We start from the raw sequence: 19,221 nt of genomic DNA on the forward strand, positions 1-19,221 counted from the left end.
AGGACGCCGCGGCGTCCTTTTTTCATTTCCGGAACCTTCATATGGCCCCGGACCCTCCATGCGACGGGCATTTCCGGGAGCGGCCCGCCGCGGCCGGAAACGCCCGCGCCAGCCTCAGCCCAGTTCAGTGAAGGCCTTGGCCGCAGCGGCGATGGTTTCCTCGATGATCGCATCGCTGTGCTGGGCCGACACGAAGCCGGCTTCAAAGGCCGAAGGCGCGAAGTACACGCCCGCATCCAGCATCTTGTGGAAGAAGCGGTTGAAGCGTTCCTTGTCACCCTGCATCACCTCCGCGTAACTGGTCGGCACCTTGGCATCGAAGTAGAGGCCGAACATGCCGCCGATGGCATCGGCCGCGAAGCTCACGCCGGCCGCCTTGGCCGCAGCGGTGAGGCCATCGGCCAGCTTGCGGGTCTGGGCCGTCAGATGGGTGTAGAAGTCCGGTTGCTGGATGATCTTCAGGGTCGCCATGCCGGCCGCCACGGTCACCGGATTGCCCGAGAGGGTGCCGGCCTGGTAGACGCCACCCAGCGGCGCCAGGTGCTTCATCACCTCGGCGCGGCCACCGAAAGCGGCCACCGGCAGGCCGCCGCCGATCACCTTGCCCAGCGCCGTCAGGTCGGGAACGATGCCGTTCAATTCCTGGGCGCCGCCGCGTGCCACGCGGAAGCCCGACATCACTTCATCGAAGATCAGGATGGCGCCGTACTCGGTACACAGGCGGCGCATGGTGCGCAGGAACTCGTCCGAAGCGCGCACCAGGTTCATGTTGCCCGCCACCGGTTCCACGATCACGCAGGCGATCTCGTTGCCGGCATTCTTGAAGGCCTCTTCCAGCTGGGCGGCATTGTTGTAGTCCAGCACCAGGGTGTGTTTGGCGAAGTCTTCCGGGACCCCGGCCGAGGTCGGGTTGCCGAACGTCAGCAAGCCGCTGCCGGCCTTCACCAGCAGGGAGTCGGCGTGGCCGTGGTAGCAGCCTTCGAATTTGATGATCTTGTCCCGGCCGGTCGCGCCGCGCGCCAGGCGCAGTGCGCTCATGGTGGCTTCGGTACCCGAGGAGACCAGGCGGATCTGCTCGATGGAGGGCACCAGCTTGATGATCTCTTCGGCCATCTCGATCTCGGCCTCGGTCGGTGCACCGAAGGACAGGCCGCGCGCGGCTGCCTGCTGCACCGCCTTGACCACTTCCGGATGGGCATGGCCGACGATGGCCGGGCCCCAGGAGCCGATGTAGTCGATGTAGCGCTTGCCTTCGGCATCCCAGAACCAGGGGCCTTCGGCGCGCTCGATGAAGCGCGGGGTGCCGCCTACCGAGCGGAAGGCGCGTACCGGGGAATTGACGCCGCCCGGCGTGCTTTGCTGGGCGCGGGCGAACAGGGATGCATTGGTCTTGGTCATGAGTGTGCGGACGATTCAGTCCGGATACAGAAAATCAGTTGATGGAAGGCGGCGCGTCCAGATCGGCAGGATCTTCCGATTCGCGCGCCCAGAAATAGCGGTCCGGCAGCAGCTTGCCCATGCCGATGCGCTGCGCATTGGCCAGCGCGGCCAGCGTGAACTCCTGCGCCTCGGAAGCGGCCAGCGGCACCTCCAGGTCATTGGCCAGCATCGCGGCCATGGCCGCCGAGAGCGTGCTGCCGGCACCCACGAAGGAGCCCGGCAGGCGCGGCCAGGCATCCTGGCGCACCAGGCCGGATTCGTCGAAGAGCGAATTGGCCACTTCCTGCAGGTCGGTCTGGGTATTGGTCACCAGCAGGTATTCGCAGCCCATCTCGATGATGCGCATGGCGTCCAGCTCCAGCGCATCGCCTGGCACCGGCTCGCGCCAGGTTTCGGCCAGGCGGGTCAGTTCGCCGGCCGAGCAGATCAGCACGGTGGCTTGCGGGATCAGCAGTTCGCGGATGGCGATCAGGCGATCATCCTCGTCTTCCTGGTTGGCCAGGGCGCTGATGAAGGGATCCAGGATCAGCGGTACGTCGGGATAGTCCGAGACGATCTCGGCAATCACCGAGATGTTCTCGATGCTGCCCAGCGCGCCCACCTTGAAGGCGGCCACCGCCATGTCTTCGAGGATCACGCGGGCCTGGTCGGCGACCCAGTCGACTTCGACGACCTGCACGTCTTCGACGCGGGCGGTGTCACCGATGAGCAAAGCCGTCACCACCGACAAACCGTGGCAGCCCATGGCGGCGAAAGTGGCGAGATCGGCCTGCACGCCCGTGGCGCCGACCGGATCGGCTGCGCCGAAGCTGAGGATGAGGGGAGGAGTTTGGTTTTGCACGTCGAGTAGATTAAGATAGCTGACTTAGCATTTTACTTGATTGATTTTAGGGATAGTCAGCCGTGACGAATAGCAGCCAAACCGAATTCAAAACCTGGATGTGCCTGATCTGTGGTTGGATCTACGACGAAGAAGCAGGCCTGCCCGAAGAAGGCATCGCCCCGGGCACCCGCTGGGACGATGTGCCCATCAACTGGACCTGCCCGGAATGCGGCGCCCGCAAGGAAGATTTCGAGATGGTCGCGATCTGATCGCTTCCTGATCAGCTGTACCGCCGCCGACGGCTTCGGCATTGCGTCCCGCCGTCATCTGCCCGGCGGCGCTGGCGGCGCTTCCGTCCTGCCGGGAGTCGCCGCTCACCCCCCCCTGTTTTCCTGCCTAACGGGATTTGATCTACATCAAGCTCCCGCTTTGTCACGATTTTCGTCTCGTTTTCCCATCATTTTCTTCTGCCTGCTGGTGCCATGTCTTTGCCGGGCGGAAAAGCGGCGAACTTTTCTGGGTAAAATCTGCTGCAGTACCAGCTTTGCCCGCATGACCGGATAACAGGACGCACAGACGTCCGCCCGGACCCAGTACGGCATTCCCCCTTCGGTCTTGTCCATTGAGCCCAGCCCCGCCATCGCGCCGCTGGCCCGGTTCGGCGTGCGCGCAAGCGTGCGGCGGCATGGCCTTTCTTAACCGTTTCATGAGGGCTGGTATGCCACACACCAAGGATTTCGTCATCAACGCGCCGGCCGCGCGCAGCTTTCACGGCGTGCCGGAGCGCGAGGGGCTGGAGCAGTTCCAGGCCTCGCTGCTGGCCCGCATGGCCGCCTCCGACAACGAAAGCATGCGCTCGCGCCGCCTCGCGGTGGCCATGGGCGAACACTGCTATCTGGTCCCGCTGGCCCAGGCCGGCGAGATCGTGCCGCTCTCCGGGCTTGCCATCACCCCCGTCCCCGCCACCCGCGACTGGTTTCGCGGCCTGCTCAACCTGCGGGGCAGCCTGATCGGCATGGCCGACCTCATGGGCCTGGCCGGTGCCGTTCCCCAGGAAATCGGACGCAGCAGCCACGTCCTGCTGCTGGCCCAGGGCCTGGCACCGCAATGCGGTTTGCTGGTGTCAAGGGTATTGGGACTGCGTGACATCACAGAAATGACGCAAATATCGAAAAATTACGATGCGGAAATGCCCTTGCCGGGCCTTGCCGGACGTTATAAAGACAGCGGTGACCAGCAATGGGATGAACTTGACCTGTCGCTGCTGAGCCAGGACAGCCGTTTTCTGCAGATCGGCCGCTAGCTGCCGCGCCCCAAGCGGCGGCGAGGCCTGCTCTGCAAGCCATTGCACCACCAGGCCTGTAAATCAGAAAAACCTGAGAAATCCAGAAGATCTGCGAGATCTGTAAAGAGGGAATAGGAACGCCGGCCATGGAACCGACCTTGCCGTACCTGTCGAAAAAGAAGCTCCCGGCCGCCCGTGGGTCCGTCAACGGGAACGCCACCTCAGCCAGCGCCGATCCGGCCAGGGTGGACGGGCGGGGCACTGCTGGCCTGCGCCTGCCATGGCTGCAAGCTTATTCACTGCGTACCCAGACGAGGGTCCTGCTGGGCGTGCTGGCGCTGTCGCTGGCTGCCCTGTGCCTGTTCATGTGGCTGGGTGCGCGGCTGTACCTGCTGGCTACGCTGCAGACCAACCTGGCCTCGGACCTGGTGATGCATTCCCAGCGCATCGGCAAGGCCGTGCCCAATGCCATCCAGGGCAATCCGCAGGCCTTCGTGCAGCTGGCGCAAAGCCGGCTCGAATTCAATCGCGGCCTGCTGCTGCTGAGCAGCGGTGGTCCATATCAAGGCCAGAACATCGGCTTGCCCGACCCGGCGCTCAAGCCGGCGCTGGAGAATGTGGCCCGCATGTGGCGCCGCACCGACCTGGCTGCCGAGACGATCCTCGGCATGGAAAAGGAGTTGACCGGTTTCGGCGCCACCTTGAAACGTCTCAACCAGCTGCTGCCCGTGATGCTGGACCTGAGCGAGCAGATCGCCATGCTGCAGTCGCAAGGCCGGCCGACCACGCGCGAGATGGCCGCCGCCAGCCAGCTGGTGATGCTGACCCTGCGCCTGGGCCGCAGCTCCAATGAGTTCCTGACCTCCGAGGGCGTCAACGCGGAAACCGCCTTCATGCTCGGCAAGGACCTGACCACCTTTGGCGACCTGTTGAAGAGCCTGCTGGCAGGCAACGAGATGCTGCGTCTGCGCGCCGCCACCGATGCCGACCTGCGCAGCAAGCTGCAGGAACTCACGCGGGTCTTCGGCGAGTACCAGCCGCAGATCGCCGGCATCCTCGGCAACCTGCAGAATTTCATCGCGGCCAAGCGTTCCGAGCAACTGGTGTTCATGGAAAACGAAACCTTGAAACGCCATCTCACCGAATTGGAAGACGCCTACCGTCTCGCCCTGAAGGCGCGCTCCTGGACTTTCTGGGCCATGCTGTGCGCCATGGCGATGGCCCTGCTCAGCGCCATCGGCATCGCCCTGGTGCAATTGCAGAGCAGCCGCAACAATGCCGCTGCCGCCGAAGCCCGGCGCCAGGAAGCCGAACTGCAGCGCCAGCTGGCCCAGCAGGAAGAAGAAAAGGCCATGCGCGCCAACCACCTGACCCAGGCCGCCGTGCTGCGCCTGATGACCGAGCTGCAGCGCGTGGCCGATGGCGACCTGACGGTCCACACCACGGTCTCGGACGATGTCACCGGTGCCATTGCCGATTCCGTCAACTACACCGTGGAAGCCTTGCGCGGGCTGGTCGAGCAGGTCACGCAGATGGCCGCCAAGGTGGCCTGGAGCTCCGAACACGTGCGCGGGACCACCACCGAGCTGGGCGCGGCTGCACGTGCGCAGGCCCGGCGCATCCAGCGCATCGCGCAGGCCATGCTGGAGATGTCCAACCAGATCACCGGTATTTCGGTCTCGGCCGATGAGTCCGCCGATGTGGCCCGTCACGCCGTGGTGGTGGCCGAACGCGGCGCGCGTGCGGTGGAAGACGCGGTCAAGGCCATGGATGGCATCGGCGAGCAGATCCGCGAAACTTCCGAGCGCATCAAGCGGCTGGGGGGCGTCCTCGCAGATGATTGGCGAGATCACCGACCTGATTTCCGACATCACCGAACGCACCAATGTGCTGGCCCTCAATGCTGCCATCCAGGCCGCCTCGGCGGGCGAGGCCGGGCGCGGCTTCTCGGTGGTGGCCGAGGAAGTGCAGCACCTGGCCGAGCGCTCCAGCGCCGCCACCCGCGAAATCGGCGCGCTGGTGCGCATGATCCAGGCCGACACCCGCGACGTGGTGGTGGCCATGGAAAAATCCACCAACGGGGTCACCGATGGCGCCGTGCTGTCGGACGCCGCCGGCAGCGCACTGGCCGATATCCGCAGCGTCTCCAAACGCCTGGCCGACCTGATCCAGGGCATGGCGGTGTCGACCCGCGAGCAGGCGGTCTCGGCCAATGGCGTGGCCCAGCAGATCCAGGGCATCCTGAGCGAGAACGACATCATCGAGCAAAGCCGCGAGCAGGTCGCCACGCTCTATGAGGAATTGTGGGATGCCGCCCGCCAGCTGGAAAGCTCGGTCTCGCGCTTCCGCGTCAAGGTTTCCTGAGCCAGGCCCCCATGACTACCAGCACCGAGCGCGCTCCAGGGCATTTCATTGACGGCACGGCTCGCACCGCCGGCGATGACGAGCGCCTGCGCCAGACCTTGCGCCCGCTGCTGGCCATCGTGCGCCAGCAAAGTGCAGCCTGGTTTGCGCGCCTGGGCCAGGAGGGAGTCAGCTGTGGCCTGCCGGCACTGGTGCTGCGCGCCCTGGCGGCCCTGCGAGATTACGCCGGCAGCAGCGGGGCCACGGCCTTTGCCGAATCGGCCTCGGCCTTGCTGGCCTCCGTACAGAACCAGGGCAGCGATATCGCCGCACAGGCGCGTACACGCGGTTTGCTCGACGCCGGCATCCAGGCCCTGGCGGCACAGCTGGAAGCGCCCCTGACACCGCCCGCGCCCGCCGTCCCTCCCGAGCTGATCGATCCGGTGCTGCTGCCGGTCTTCTTGGAAGAGGCGCAGGAACTCATCGCCAGCATCGGCGAGACCTTGCTGGTGCTACCCGAGAGCGAGCATCCCGCGGCGCTTGATACCGGCCTGCTGGCCGAGCTGGCGCGGCCCCTGCATACGCTCAAGGGCAGCGCCCGCATGGTCGGTGCGCTGCACCTGAGCCGCTGCCTGCACGACATGGAAGGCGCCCTGCAGCGCCTGGCCGACGGCAGCCCGGCACCGCACTCCGTGGCTGCGCTGCTGGCCCTGTATGACCAGGCGGTGGAACACTTCAGTACCCTGGAGCAGGGCATGTCGGCCTTGCCGCTTGCGGCGCCTGCCACGCCTGCACCTGGCGTGACGGCGGTGGAAGGGCGGCTGAGCGCGCCCCTGGTACGCATCCGCACCACCGTGCTGGACAAGCTGCTGAACCAGGTCGGTGAAGTTTCCATCAGCCGTGCCCAGCTGGATAACGAAATCGGCGCCATGCAGGGCGACGCCCGTGAGCTGGGTGAAGAACTGGACGCGCTGGCCCTGCAGCTGCAGCAGTGGCAGCGCAACTGGGAGCATGGCGACCGACCGGTACCCCACGAGGCCGGCACCGCCCTGACGGAACTGGCCAAAGCCATGGAAGCCGCCCTGGGCGCTGCCGTGGCGCGCCAGAAGCGGCTGCTGCAACGGGTGCTGAAAACCCGCGAAGGGCTGCGCCTGCAGGGGCGTACCACGCGCGAGCTGCAGCAGGAGCTGATGCATGCGCGCATGGTCAAGTTCAACAGCATGGAGCCGCGCATGCAGCATCTGGTACGCCAGGTCGCGGCCGAGACCGGAAAGCCGCTGGCTCTGGACCTGTCGGACTGCCGGCTGCAGATCGACCGCGCCATCCTCGAACGCCTGATGGGACCGCTGGAACACCTGCTGCGCAATGCCGCCGTGCATGGCATCGAGGATGCAGCGGTGCGGCGCGCGGCCGGCAAGCCGGGCAGTGGCCGCCTGCGCATCCAGGCGGGGCACGAGGGCAATGAAGCGGTCATCCGCGTCAGCGACGATGGCCGCGGGCTGGACCTGGCCGCCATCGGCCACAAGGCGATGCAGCGCGGCGTGGCGGGTGTGGAGCACTGGAGCCAGGCGCGCCTGGCCGAGCTGATCTTCGAACCCGGTTTCAGTACGCAGTCGCAAGTCTCTGCCCTGGCCGGACGCGGCATCGGCATGGATGTGGTGCGTGCCGAAGTGGCCGCACTGGGCGGGCGCATGACGGTGCACTCGCAGCCCGGGCAGGGCGTGCTCTTCACGCTCTACCTGCCGCTGTCCCTGGCGGTGCAGCAGGTCTGCCTGCTGCATCACGGGCAGCAGCAGTACGCCATTCCTTCCACCCTCATCGACAGCGTCATCCAGCTGCGCAGCGAGCAGGCGCGCCAGGCCCTGGCGCGGCGCGCTTTGGAAATCAATGGCCGCGAACTGCGGCTGCACCCGCTGCACGTGCTGCTGGACGAGCCGCCGCCGGTGCCGCTGCCGGGCTCGAGCGAAACCGGTACGGCCTTTGCCTTGCTCATCAAGAACGGCGATGAACTGATGGTGATCATGGCCGACCACGTCAGCGGCAACCGCGAAGTGGTGGTCAAGCCGGTCGGGCCGCAGGTGGCGACGCTGGCCGGCATGGTCGGCGCCACCGTGCTGGGGGATGGGCAGATCGTGCTCATCATCAATCCACTGCTGCTGGCTGGCTCGCGCCGCCTAGATGGCAGCGGCAGGGCGGCGGGCGTACAATAACGGGCTTTGGGTGCGCCTGCTGTTGCCCCTGCATCGTCTTTCGCCCGAGGTCCGTCATCGACTCCACACTCGTCTCCATCCTGCTGGCCACCACCCTGGCCGGCGTGGTCAGCATTACCGCTGCGGCGGTGTTCTCCTTCGCACTGCTGTCGAAGGTGGTCGAGCGCATGGTCAGCCTGTCGGTGGGCATCATGCTGTCGACCTCGCTGCTGCATGCGCTGCCGGAAGCCTTCGAATCCGGGGCTGAACCGCACACGCTCTTCGCGGTGCTGCTGGGCGGCCTGCTGGTGTTCTTCCTTTTGGAGAAGACGGCCATCCTGCGGCATTCACACCATCACGAAGACGATGGCCACGGCCATCACCACGGGCACGACAAGAAAGAAGCCGGCAAGGCCGGCTGGATGATCCTGGTCGGCGACGGCCTGCACAATTTCACCGATGGCATCCTGATTGCAGCGGCCTTCCTGGCCGACCCGCACCTGGGCCTGGTCACCGGGCTTGCCATCATCGCGCATGAGATCCCCCAGGAGATTGGCGACTTCATCGTGCTGCTCAATGCCGGTTTCTCGCGCACCCGCGCCTACGTCTACAACCTCATCTGCAGCCTGATGGCGGTGGCCGGCGGCGTGCTGGGCTACTTCATGCTGGAGCGTGGCATGGAATGGATTCCCTTCGTGCTGGTGTTTGCCTCCTCGGGCTTCATCTACATCGCCGTTTCCGATTTGATGCCGCAGATGCAGCGCCGCGCCACCCTGCGCGAGACGATCCCGCAGGTGATCCTGATTGCAGCGGGCGTGCTGATCGTGCTGGCACTGACGCATCAGGCGCACGCTCACTGAGGGGATCAGGCCGCTCAGGCGTGGGGCGCTGGCGGCGCAAGATCCAGCGCATGCCCACGCTGCAGACCAGGCCCAGCAGGCCGAGGAACAACAAGAGATCCTGGAGCACGATCCATCCTTTCATCGCCGCAGGCGGGGTTGCGGATGGCTTCACTGTAGGGGTGCCGCGCGCGGTACGCCAATATCAAATCAGCCGGCCCGCCATCTCGAAACGAGATGGATGCGCCGCCAGAACCGGGCAGGGGAGAACAGCATGATTTCCATCCGGCAGTTGCGCTACTTCGTCGAGATCGTCGAGGCACGCGGCTACACCCGCGCCTCCGAGCGCCTCTTCATCGCGCAGTCAGCGCTGAGCCGCCAGGTCAAGGAGCTGGAAGCGGACCTGGATGTGGTGCTCATCAAGCGCGAGGCCAAGGCGTTCGAACTGACCCAGGCGGGCCAGGATTTCTATGAACGCAGCCGCCGCATCCTGCTTGACCTGGACCGCGCGGTGGCGCAGGCACGCACCATCGGCAAGGGCGAGCACGGGGCCTTGCGCCTGCTGCACTCCAGCTCGGTGCCACTGTCGGCACCGCTGGGTCCGACCCTCAATGCAGCGTTGAAGGATTTCCCCGGCATCTCGCTGGAAATCTCGCAGGCCCCTTCCGAATACCAGGCCCGCGAGATCGTCGAAGGCAGCGCCGATATCGGCCTGGCGCGGCTGCCCATCCTGCGTGCGCACCCGAATCTGGAGAGCACCGTGCTCTACCGCGAGCGCCTGGTGGCGGCCGTACCGGCCACGCACAGGCTGGCTGGCCGCAGCGAAGTGGAGATTGCGGAATTGCGGGATGATTTCTTCGTGACGGTGCCGCACCGCGATCGCGGCGGCTTGAGCTACCTGGTGGCCGAGCGCTGCATTGCGCACGGTTTCTATCCGCGCGTGGCGCGCGCCACCTCGCGCAAGAATTCCTTGCTGAGCCTGGTCAATGCAGGTTTCGGCATCGCTGTCGTACCGCAGAGCATGGCCAGTATTTCACTGTCGGCCGGCGTCAGTTTTCCCGCACTCAAGGATGCCGATTTCCATTCGGAAGTGGCCCTGCTGCGCCGACGCGATGCGCCGGCCATGGTGCAGCAGTTCGTGGAGACGTTCGTGGCCCGCCTGCAAGAGGCGGGGATCACGGCAATGGCAGGGAGCGTGGCACCCGACTTGTCGTAGGGTGCCGCACGCACCGGTGCCAGGATCAGTTGCCCGTGGCCACCGGGCGTTGCGGATCGGAACTCCACTCGCTCCACGAACCGGGATACAGGTGCGCGCCCGGCAGGCCGGCCACTTCCAGCGCCAGCAGGTTGTGGCAGGCCGTGACGCCCGAGCCGCACTGCATGACCGCAGCCTGCGGATCGCCCAACACCGACAGCCATTCCTCGCGCAATTGCGTGGCGCTCTTGAAGTGGCCATCAGCCTGCAGGTTGTCCTTGAAGAAGCGGTTCTTCGCGCCCGGGATATGTCCGCCCACCGCATCGATGGTTTCGTTCTCGCCACGGAAACGATCCGGTGCGCGTGCATCGACCACTTGCAGGGTTTGGCTCTTGAGATTGTCCAGCAATGCCTGTGCATCCACGGTCTTGACCAGCGAGGACAGATCCTGGATGTTGCCCGGTACAGCCGCCTCCGGCACCTCGCTGGTCAGCGTCTCACCCAGCGCCTGCCATGCGGCCATGCCGCCATCGAGCACGGCCACGTCGCTGTGGCCGATCCAGCGCAGCAGCCACCACAGGCGCGCGGCATACATGCCGCCATGCGCGTCGTAGGCCACCACTTGCGTGTCATTGTTGATGCCCAGCTCGCGCATGGCCTGCACGAATTGCTGGCGGTCCGGCAGCGGATGGCGGCCATGGAAGCGGCCGGCGGCATCGGTCTTGGCGCCGGAGAGCAGCTCATCGAGATGGGCGAAGCGCGCCTGGGGCAGATGGCCGGCGGCATAGGCTTCACGGCCGTAGGCCGGGTTGGTCAGGTCGTGACGGCAGTCCACGACCACAATGTTCAGATACTGCGCGCGCGATTTCAATTCGCTGGCGCTGATGAGGGTCTGGTAGGTCATGCGGCTCTCCTTTTGTTCATAAGCCCTGCAGGCGGGCAGGATTCAGGGATTCGGGGGTTCATGGATTCAGACTTCGGTGGCGATCGGGTCCACCTTGGGTACGTTCTTGGCCACGGCCTGGCTCTTGCGCTGGTTGCGATAGGTCGCCAGCATGCCACTGGCCAGGATGATCGCCATGCCCAGCCAGCCTATCCAGCCCGGCGCATCATCCCAGATCAGCACCCCGAAGAGGCTGGAAAAGACGATGCCCGTGTATTGCAGGTTGGCGGTCACCAGCGTATTGCCGAGCCGGTAGGCGCGCGTCATGGCGATCTGCGCGGTGGTGGCCGTCAAGCCTATCATGAGCACCAGCAGCGCACCGATCCAGGAGTGGCTGTGCCACAGCGGCACGCGGCCCGTCACCACGCTGCCGACCAGGCCGGCCAAGACGCCCGTGGCAGAAAAGTAGAACACCACGCGGTACTCCGGTTCCCCCAAGAGCCCCAGCTTGCGCACCTGCAGGTAGACCAGTGCCGAGAGCACGCCCGAGGCCAGCGAGATGGCGCCTCCCAGCAGCTGCTCGGCATTGAGCGATGGTCGCATCAGCAGCGCCACCCCGAGGAAGCTCAGTGCCACCGTACCGGCCAGGCCCCATTCGAATTTCTTGTGGCCCTGCCACCAGCCGGCCACGAACAGCATCACCGCGATCCAGATCGAGGACATGTAGTTCAGCGTCGTGGCCGTGGCAATCGGCAGCAGGCTGAAGGAATAGAACCACATCCACAGCGAGACCACGCCCACGCCGCCACGGATGAGGTGGTCACGCGGGAACGGCGTGCGCAGCGTGCCCCCGCGCAGGCGGATCAGGCAGAGGATGAAGAGCACGCCGATCACGCCACGGCAGAGCACGATCTCGGAGGTCGTGTAGTACTGGCTGGCGAGCTTGACGCACACGCCCATGACGGCAAAGAGGAATGAGGCGACGAGCATCCAGAGCGATTGCATGGCGGCGGTTCAGTAGGGTGAGGGGAGAATGGGCAAGGCGCACGCGTGGCGCGCACCAAAGAAAACGGCAGCCCCGGCGTGAACCGGGGCTGCCGTCGTGCAGCGGGAGCGGGAGGAGCGGACGCCGGAGGGCGGGCGACAATGACGGCGCAGACTACGTCCGTCGCGAGCTTGCCGCGTTGCCTGCATCTGCTTTCCCCCTGCGCGGCCTGTTGGCCTGGTTATGGTGTGCTGGTTCCTTGCGGCACGTCCAGCTGCTGGCGATACCACTCGTGGAAGTGCTGCATGCCGTCTTCCATGGGCGACTGGTAGGGACCGACTTCGCTGGTGCCGCGATCCATCAGTATACGACGGCCGGCATCCATGCGCAGGGCGATCTCGTCATCCTCGACGCAGGTCTCCATGTAGGCGGCGCGTTCGGCCTCGACCAGTTCGCGTTCGAACAGGGCGATCTCTTCCGGATAGTAGAACTCCACCACGTTGGTGGTCTTCTGCGGACCGGTCGGCCAAAGCGTGGACACCACCAGTACGTGCGGGTACCACTCCACCATGATGTTGGGGTAGAGCGTGAGCCAGATGGCGCCATACTTGGGCGGCTTGCCGTTGGAGAACTGCAGCAGCTTTTCCTGCCACTTGGCATAGGTCGGCGAGCCGGACTTGATCAGGCCGTGGTTCACGCCCACGGTCTGCACGCTGTAGTCGCGACCGAATTCCCACTTCAGGTCGGAGCAACTGACGAAGTTGCCGAGACCGGGATGGAAGGGCTCGACGTGGTAATCCTCCAGGTAGACCTCGATGAAGGTCTTCCAGTTGTAGTCGCACTCGTGCACTTCGGTGTGGTCGTACAGGTAGCCGGAGAAATCCAGGTCGCGCGTTACGCCCAGGTTCTTGAGCTTGTCGGCGATGTTGACGCCGTTGTTCTCGAACAGCAGTCCGTTCCAGCTTTGCAGCGGGGTCTTGGACAGGTTCATGCACGGCGTCTCGCCGAAATGCGGCGCGCCGATCAACTCGCCCTTCAGATCATAGGTCCAGCGATGCAGGGGACAGACGATGTTGCTGGCGTTGCCGCGGCCGTCGAGCATCTTGGCCTGGCGGTGGCGGCATACGTTGGACAGCAGTTCAATACCCTGCGCATTGCGCACCAGCATGCGGCCTTCTTTTTCCCACGGCAGGGTGGAATAGTCGCCGGCTTCGGGCACCATCAGCTCATGGCCGACGTAACGAGGTCCCTGCTGGAAGAGTTGTTTCAGTTCCCGCTGATGAAGCGGTTCGTCAAAGTAGACGTGGACTGGAAGTTGCGCGTTTGAGCGCGCCAATTTGGCAAAAGTAGCAAGATCGGACATTTCCGCCCCCAAATTAATTTGCACCAACCTAAGGAAGAAAATCCGCAAAAACCTATGTTCAAATAATATGAAGAGGAAATTTTGGACAGAACCGTGGATTATGCCACAAAACCCCCATAAGGGGCCGGGTTTTGTGGCCAAAATGCCAGTAAATTGGCCGAATTTACAAGCTCGGCGCGAAATCCGCTGACATTTCCACGCCCTTGATTGACTTGGGTATCGCCGGTTTGTTCTAAAATACCGGGTTGGAATTTTGAATGGGTCGATATGCCTAGAACCTCTGCTGCCGCACCTTCGGCTTCCGCTGCTGCCTTGCCTGCCTCCTTCGAAGAGGCGATGGCCGAACTGGAGCAGCTCGTGGCCCGCATGGAAGCCGGCGAACTGCCGCTGGAAGCGTCGGTGGCCGCCTACAAGCGCGGCTCCGAACTGGTGAAGTTCTGCGCCGGCCAGCTCGACAAGGTGGACAGCCAGGTCAAGCTGCTCGAAGGCGACATGCTCAAGCCCTTCAATGCAGCCGATGCTGCCGGCGGGGACGACTGATGAATGCACAGATGCCGGCCGCCAGTGCGCAGGCCCCGCTAGCGTTTGTCGACTGGATGCGCCAGGTGCAGGGCGGCATGGAAGACGTGCTGGACCGTTTCCTGCCGGCGACCTCGGTGGTGCCGGCGCGCCTGCACGAAGCCATGCGCTACACCGCCATGGATGGCGGCAAGCGCGTACGTCCGCTGCTGGTCTATGCCGCCGGCGACATCTTCGATACCCCGCGCGCGCTGCTGGACCGGGCGGCGGCGGCCGTGGAGATGATCCACGTCTATTCGCTGGTGCATGACGACATGCCCTGCATGGATGACGATGCCCTGCGCCGTGGCAAGCCCACGGTGCATGTGAAGTACGACGAGGCCACCGCGCTCTTGGTCGGCGATGCCCTGCAGGCGCAGGCCTTCGATATCTTGTCGGCACCGCTGGAGGCCGAGCTGGGCAAGAGCGACGCCGGTGTGACTGCACGCCAGTTGCGCATGATGAACCTGCTGGCCCAGGCCGCAGGTTCGGTGGGCATGTGCGGCGGCCAGGCCATCGACCTGGCCAGCGTGGGCATGACCTTGTCGCTGGCCGAGCTGGAACAGATGCATCGCCTCAAGACCGGTGCCCTGCTGCGCGCAGCGGTGCTCTTGGGCGCGCTGGGCGGCAAGACGCTCACCGCCGATGAGACCGCCGCGCTGGACGACTACGCGCGCGCCATCGGCCTGGCCTTCCAGGTAGTGGACGACATCCTCGATGCCACTGCCGACTCGGCCACGCTGGGCAAGACGGCGGGCAAGGATGCGGCGGACAACAAGCCGACCTATGTCTCGATCCTGGGCCTGGCCGAATCGCAGGCGCTGGCCGAGAAGCTGCGCGGCAATGCCCATGCGGCGCTGGCGCCCTTCGGCGAGAAGGCGCGCCGCCTGCGTGAGCTGGCCGACCTGATCGTGCAGAGAAAAACTTAAGCGACGTAACCAGGCATGAAGACGGACCGCGCGGCATGTGCCAGGCGCGGCCTTCAGACCCCAACACGGTAAGAACAGATGCTCCTCAATACCATCAACGACCCGGCCGACCTGCGCCGCCTGTCCCGCCATCAATTGAAGCCGCTGGCCGAAGAGCTGCGCGGTTTCCTGCTGGATTCGGTCTCCAAGACCGGCGGTCACCTGTCCTCCAACCTGGGCACGGTCGAGCTGACCATCGCGCTGCATTACGTCTTCAATACGCCGCAGGACCGCATCGTCTGGGATGTGGGCCACCAGACCTACCCGCACAAGATCCTGACCGGCCGCCGCGAGCGCATGGCTTCGCTGCGCCAGCAGGAGGGCATCTCGGGCTTCCCGCGCCGCATCGAAAGCGAATACGACACCTTCGGCACCGCCCACTCCTCGACCTCGATCTCGGCTGCGCTGGGCATGGCCCTGGCCGCCAAGACCCAAGGCTCTGACCGTCACGCCATCGCCGTCATCGGCGACGGCGCCATGACCGCCGGCATGGCCTTCGAAGCGCTCAACAATGCGGGCGTGCATGAAGACATCAACCTGCTGGTGATCCTCAACGACAACGACATGTCGATCTCGCCGCCCGTGGGTGCGCTCAACCGCTACCTGGCGCGCCTGATGTCGGGCAAGTTCTACGCCAAAGCGCGTGACGTCGGCAAGTCGGTGCTGCCCGGCCCGGTGCTGGAACTGGCCAAGCGCCTGGAAGAACATGCCAAGGGCATGGTGGTCCCGGCCACCATGTTCGAGGAATTCGGTTTCAACTACATCGGCCCCATCGATGGCCATGACCTCGACTCGCTGGTCCCCACGCTGCAGAACCTGAAGCACCTGAAGGGCCCGCAATTCCTGCACGTGGTCACCAGGAAGGGACAGGGCTACAAGCTGGCCGAAGCCGATCCGGTGCTCTATCACGGCCCCGGCAAGTTCAACCCCAGCGAAGGCATCAAGCCCAGCGCCGGCGGCAAGCTGACCTATACCCAGGTCTTCGGTGACTGGCTGTGCGACATGGCCGCCGCCGACGAGAAGCTGGTCGGCATCACCCCGGCCATGCGCGAAGGTTCGGGCATGGTGGGCTTTGAAAAGAAATTCCCGGACCGCTACTACGACGTCGGCATCGCCGAACAGCACGCCGTCACCTTCGCTGCCGGCATGGCCTGCGAGGGCATGAAGCCGGTGGTGGCGATTTACTCGACCTTCCTGCAGCGCGCCTATGACCAGCTGATCCACGACGTGGCCCTGCAGAACCTGGATGTGACCTTCGCCCTGGACCGTGCCGGCCTGGTCGGCGCCGACGGTGCGACCCACGCCGGCAATTACGACCTGGCCTTCCTGCGCTGTATCCCCAACATGGTGGTGATGGCGGCTTCCGATGAGGATGAGTGCCGCAAGATGCTCTCCACCGCCTATCAGTATCCCGGTCCGGCTTCGGTGCGTTATCCGCGTGGTGCCGGTATCGGTGCCGCAGTGGAGAAGACGCTCGAGACCCTGCCGCTGGGCAAGGGAGAAATCCGCCGCCAGGGCAAGGATGTTGCCATCCTGGCCTTCGGCAGCCTGCTGGCACCGGCCCTGGGCGCGGGCGACAAGCTCAACGCCACGGTGGCCAACATGCGCTTCATCAAGCCGCTGGATGCGGAACTGGTCAAGCAGTTGGCCGCCTCGCACGATGCGCTGGTGACGGTGGAAGAGGGCTGCATCATGGGTGGCGCCGGTGCGGCTGTCTCCGAGGCCTTGGCCGCCGCTGGCATCAACAAGCCGGTGCTGCTCCTGGGCCTGCCGGACCGCTTCATCGATCACGGCGACGCCGTGCAACTGCTGGCGCAGTGCGGGCTGGATGCCGATGGCATCGCGCAGTCCATCATCCAGCGCTTTGGCAAGGATGAACCCAAGCTGGTGGTCAACAACGGCTGAGGAGACGCGGTTGCCGGACTTAGTTTTTGCTCGGTGGAAACTAAGAAAATCACCGCGTTGAACTAAGTCATTGCGTCCCCCCTCACTGAAAATGAAAACGCCCCGCCGGTTTCCCGCGGGGCGTTTCACATTTCTCGTGCGGTAGAACGCCGATCAGCGCTCCCGCCCCTTCTCCCACAACACATCCTGCCCACCCGCTTCCCGGTTGAGCACCCGCGCCAGCACGAAGCACAGGTCGGAGAGGCGATTGAGGTACTGCCGCGCCGGCGCATTCACGCCGGCCTCGGCCTTCTCCAGCATGACCACGCTGCGCTCGGCGCGGCGGCATACGGTGCGGCACACGTGCGCCAGTGCGGCCGTGCGCGAGCCGCCCGGCAGGATGAATTCCTTCAGCGGGGGCAGGGTGGCGTTGTATTTTTCCAGCAGGGCGTCCAGCCGTGCCAGGTGCGCATCGGCCAACACCGTATAGCCCGGGATGCACAACTCGCCGCCCAGGTCGAAGAGGTCATGCTGGATCGACACCAGCTCTTCCCGCAATGCGGCCGGCAGCGTCTCGCACAACAGCAGGCCCAGCTGCGAATTGAGCTCATCCACATCGCCCAGCGCCTGGATGCGCAGGCTGTCCTTGCCCACGCGGCTGCCATCGCCCAGCCCGGTGCTGCCATCATCGCCCGTGCGGGTGGCGATTTTCGAAAGTCGGTTGCCCATCATTGCTCCTAGTTGATCCGCCGGGCAGCTTAAGCGCAAGCCCCGCCCAAGGCAAGCGCTTCCCATGCGCTGCGAGCCGCCGCGCGCCAGCTGGAAAAATGCGTAAACAATTCACTTGATTTGCCCGATCGGGCGGCATGGGCGAGGACATTTGCGCAAACTAAAGCGTGCAAGAGAGTAAAATTCATCGATTGGATCAGTGGTCAGTCCACTGGAGCAGCCCGGGACGCCGCTTCATGACCCTGCATCTTCCCGCACAAGAGCACAAGAACCCCGAGACACCAGACCCCTGAGAGACATTGCATGAATCACCTAGTTGACGCCCGGAAACTGAAACGCCCCGTTCCGCAGGCCCTGCTCGACGAGCTCAAGGCCCTCTTCGGCGAGCGCTGCTCCACCACCCTGGCCATGCGCGAGCATCATGGCCGCGACGAATCCTCCTACGATCCCATGCTGCCCGATGCCGTGGTGTTCGCCCATAGTACCGAGGAAGTCGCCGCCTTCGTCAAGCTCTGCAGCCAGTACGACACCCCCATCATCCCCTACGGCGCCGGTACCTCGCTGGAGGGCCACGTGCTGGCCCTGCAGGGCGGCGTCACGGTGGACCTGTCGCAGATGAACCAGGTCCTGGCGGTCAACGCCGAAGACCTGACGGCGACCGTCCAGGCTGGCGTCACCCGCAAGCAGCTGAACCAGGAGATCAAGGATACGGGCCTGTTCTTCCCCATCGATCCGGGCGCCGATGCCTCGCTGGGCGGCATGGCCTCGACCCGCGCGTCGGGCACCAATGCCGTGCGCTACGGCACGATGAAAGAAAACACGCTGACCCTGACGGTTGTGACCGCCCAAGGCGAGATCATCAAGACCGGTACCCGCGCCAAGAAGTCCTCGGCCGGCTACGACCTGACCCGCGTCTACGTGGGCAGCGAAGGCACCCTGGGCATCATCACCGAAGTGACCGTGCGCCTGTATCCGCAGCCGGAAGCCATTTCGGCCGCGATCTGCTCCTTCCCCAGCGTGGCCGACGCGGTCAACACCGTCATCCAGACCATCCAGATGGGCGTGCCGCTGGCGCGTGTGGAACTGCTGGACGAAAACGGCGTGCGCGCCATCAATGCCCACGACAAGCTGAACCTGCCGGTCAATCCCTTGCTGCTCTTCGAATTCCATGGCAGCGAGAACGGCGTCAAGGAGCAAGCCGAGCTGGTCCAGGACATCGCCAAGGAATTCCATGCACTCGGTTTCGAATGGGCCACCCGCCCCGAAGACCGCACCCGTCTCTGGACCGCCCGTCACAACGCCTACTTCGCGCTGCTGCAACTGCGCCCCGGTGCGCGCGCGATTTCCACCGACTGCTGCGTGCCGATCTCGCGCCTGGCCGAATGCGTGCTGGCCACCAAGGCCGATTGCGAAGAACAGGGCCTGATCCACGCCATCATCGGCCACGTCGGTGACGGCAACTTCCACGTGCAGATGATGGTGGACCCCAACGACCCGGCCGACATCGCCCGCGCCGAAGGCGTCAACGCCCGCATGGTGGCGCGTGCCCTCGGCATGGATGGCACCTGCACCGGTGAACATGGCGTGGGCCTGCACAAGATGGACTTCCTGATCCAGGAACACGGCGATGGCGCCATTGCCGTCATGCGCGCCATCAAGCACGCCCTCGACCCGAAGAACATCATGAACCCCGGCAAGATCCTGCGCTGGGAGCAGTGAGCCCGATGTGATACGCGG

The 19,221-nt window shown here is 64.9% G+C and carries 16 protein-coding genes and 1 pseudogene; 10 read left to right on the forward strand and 7 right to left on the reverse strand.

Translation table 11 applies throughout. The annotated features are described in order from the left end of the window. Window positions 1-114: 114 nt before the first annotated feature. On the reverse strand, window positions 115-1,398 hold the full coding sequence (hemL, locus tag FYB76_RS04615) for a glutamate-1-semialdehyde 2,1-aminomutase (protein WP_154132838.1): 1,284 nt from the start codon (window positions 1,396-1,398) through the stop codon (window positions 115-117). A gap of 34 nt (window positions 1,399-1,432) precedes the next feature. Then, the gene (locus tag FYB76_RS04620) at window positions 1,433-2,281 is read right to left on the reverse strand and encodes a bifunctional hydroxymethylpyrimidine kinase/phosphomethylpyrimidine kinase (protein WP_088755713.1); all 849 of its coding nucleotides are present in this window, start codon (window positions 2,279-2,281) and stop codon (window positions 1,433-1,435) included. Between the two features lie 98 nt (window positions 2,282-2,379). On the opposite strand from FYB76_RS04620, the gene FYB76_RS04625 reads away from it, so the two are divergent. Beyond that, window positions 2,380-2,532, forward strand: a complete 153-nt coding sequence (locus FYB76_RS04625) for a rubredoxin (RefSeq protein WP_006461975.1) — start codon at window positions 2,380-2,382, stop codon at window positions 2,530-2,532. A 147-nt stretch (window positions 2,533-2,679) separates the two neighbouring features. Here the strand turns inward: FYB76_RS04625 and FYB76_RS04630 are convergent, their stop codons facing one another. Further along, the gene (locus FYB76_RS04630; protein ID WP_154132839.1) at window positions 2,680-2,886 is read right to left on the reverse strand and encodes a hypothetical protein; all 207 of its coding nucleotides are present in this window, start codon (window positions 2,884-2,886) and stop codon (window positions 2,680-2,682) included. A 95-nt stretch (window positions 2,887-2,981) separates the two neighbouring features. On the opposite strand from FYB76_RS04630, the gene FYB76_RS04635 reads away from it, so the two are divergent. The 5 genes and pseudogenes from FYB76_RS04635 to FYB76_RS04655 all read left to right on the forward strand — a co-directional run bounded on the left by FYB76_RS04635 (window position 2,982) and on the right by FYB76_RS04655 (window position 10,135). Continuing rightward, window positions 2,982-3,566, forward strand: coding sequence for a chemotaxis protein CheW (locus FYB76_RS04635; RefSeq protein ID WP_154132840.1), 585 nt, complete (start codon window positions 2,982-2,984; stop codon window positions 3,564-3,566). 128 nt (window positions 3,567-3,694) lie between these two features. Further along, window positions 3,695-5,912: pseudogene (locus FYB76_RS04640) on the forward strand (methyl-accepting chemotaxis protein). A gap of 11 nt (window positions 5,913-5,923) precedes the next feature. Then, window positions 5,924-8,101, forward strand: coding sequence for a chemotaxis protein CheA (locus tag FYB76_RS04645; RefSeq protein WP_154132841.1), 2,178 nt, complete (start codon window positions 5,924-5,926; stop codon window positions 8,099-8,101). Window positions 8,102-8,205: 104 nt separating this feature from the next. Further along, window positions 8,206-8,940 carry a ZIP family metal transporter gene (locus tag FYB76_RS04650; protein WP_241517345.1) on the forward strand — a complete coding sequence of 245 codons (735 nt, stop codon included), beginning with the start codon at window positions 8,206-8,208 and terminating at the stop codon, window positions 8,938-8,940. A 253-nt stretch (window positions 8,941-9,193) separates the two neighbouring features. Next, window positions 9,194-10,135: a LysR family transcriptional regulator gene (locus FYB76_RS04655; RefSeq protein WP_154132842.1), complete on the forward strand. Its 942-nt coding sequence runs from the start codon at window positions 9,194-9,196 to the stop codon at window positions 10,133-10,135. 25 nt (window positions 10,136-10,160) lie between these two features. On the opposite strand, the gene FYB76_RS04660 is transcribed toward FYB76_RS04655, so the two are convergent. From FYB76_RS04660 to FYB76_RS04670, 3 genes are all read right to left on the reverse strand, one after another. Beyond that, window positions 10,161-11,018 carry a sulfurtransferase gene (locus FYB76_RS04660; RefSeq protein WP_154132843.1) on the reverse strand — a complete coding sequence of 286 codons (858 nt, stop codon included), beginning with the start codon at window positions 11,016-11,018 and terminating at the stop codon, window positions 10,161-10,163. Between the two features lie 66 nt (window positions 11,019-11,084). Then, window positions 11,085-12,002 carry a DMT family transporter gene (locus tag FYB76_RS04665; RefSeq protein ID WP_088755707.1) on the reverse strand — a complete coding sequence of 306 codons (918 nt, stop codon included), beginning with the start codon at window positions 12,000-12,002 and terminating at the stop codon, window positions 11,085-11,087. A 221-nt stretch (window positions 12,003-12,223) separates the two neighbouring features. Beyond that, on the reverse strand, window positions 12,224-13,345 hold the full coding sequence (locus tag FYB76_RS04670; RefSeq protein ID WP_088755706.1) for an aromatic ring-hydroxylating dioxygenase subunit alpha: 1,122 nt from the start codon (window positions 13,343-13,345) through the stop codon (window positions 12,224-12,226). A 267-nt stretch (window positions 13,346-13,612) separates the two neighbouring features. On the opposite strand from FYB76_RS04670, the gene FYB76_RS04675 reads away from it, so the two are divergent. The 3 genes from FYB76_RS04675 (at window position 13,613) to dxs (ending at window position 16,776) form a co-directional block, all read left to right on the forward strand. After that, window positions 13,613-13,885, forward strand: coding sequence for an exodeoxyribonuclease VII small subunit (locus FYB76_RS04675; RefSeq protein ID WP_088755705.1), 273 nt, complete (start codon window positions 13,613-13,615; stop codon window positions 13,883-13,885). Further along, window positions 13,885-14,832 carry a polyprenyl synthetase family protein gene (locus tag FYB76_RS04680; protein ID WP_154132844.1) on the forward strand — a complete coding sequence of 316 codons (948 nt, stop codon included), beginning with the start codon at window positions 13,885-13,887 and terminating at the stop codon, window positions 14,830-14,832. The genes FYB76_RS04675 and FYB76_RS04680 overlap by 1 nt, the downstream gene beginning before the upstream one ends. Before the next feature lie 78 nt (window positions 14,833-14,910). After that, on the forward strand, window positions 14,911-16,776 hold the full coding sequence (gene dxs / locus FYB76_RS04685) for a 1-deoxy-D-xylulose-5-phosphate synthase (RefSeq protein WP_154132845.1): 1,866 nt from the start codon (window positions 14,911-14,913) through the stop codon (window positions 16,774-16,776). A gap of 153 nt (window positions 16,777-16,929) precedes the next feature. On the opposite strand, the gene FYB76_RS04690 is transcribed toward dxs, so the two are convergent. Beyond that, window positions 16,930-17,484, reverse strand: a complete 555-nt coding sequence (locus tag FYB76_RS04690; RefSeq protein WP_088755752.1) for a cob(I)yrinic acid a,c-diamide adenosyltransferase — start codon at window positions 17,482-17,484, stop codon at window positions 16,930-16,932. Window positions 17,485-17,787: 303 nt separating this feature from the next. On the opposite strand from FYB76_RS04690, the gene FYB76_RS04695 reads away from it, so the two are divergent. Continuing rightward, window positions 17,788-19,203, forward strand: coding sequence for an FAD-binding oxidoreductase (locus FYB76_RS04695; protein ID WP_088755702.1), 1,416 nt, complete (start codon window positions 17,788-17,790; stop codon window positions 19,201-19,203). Window positions 19,204-19,221: the final 18 nt, after the last annotated feature.

It is taken from the genome of Herbaspirillum sp. CAH-3, from assembly GCF_009668275.1.
Classification (GTDB): domain Bacteria; phylum Pseudomonadota; class Gammaproteobacteria; order Burkholderiales; family Burkholderiaceae_D; genus Herbaspirillum; species Herbaspirillum aquaticum.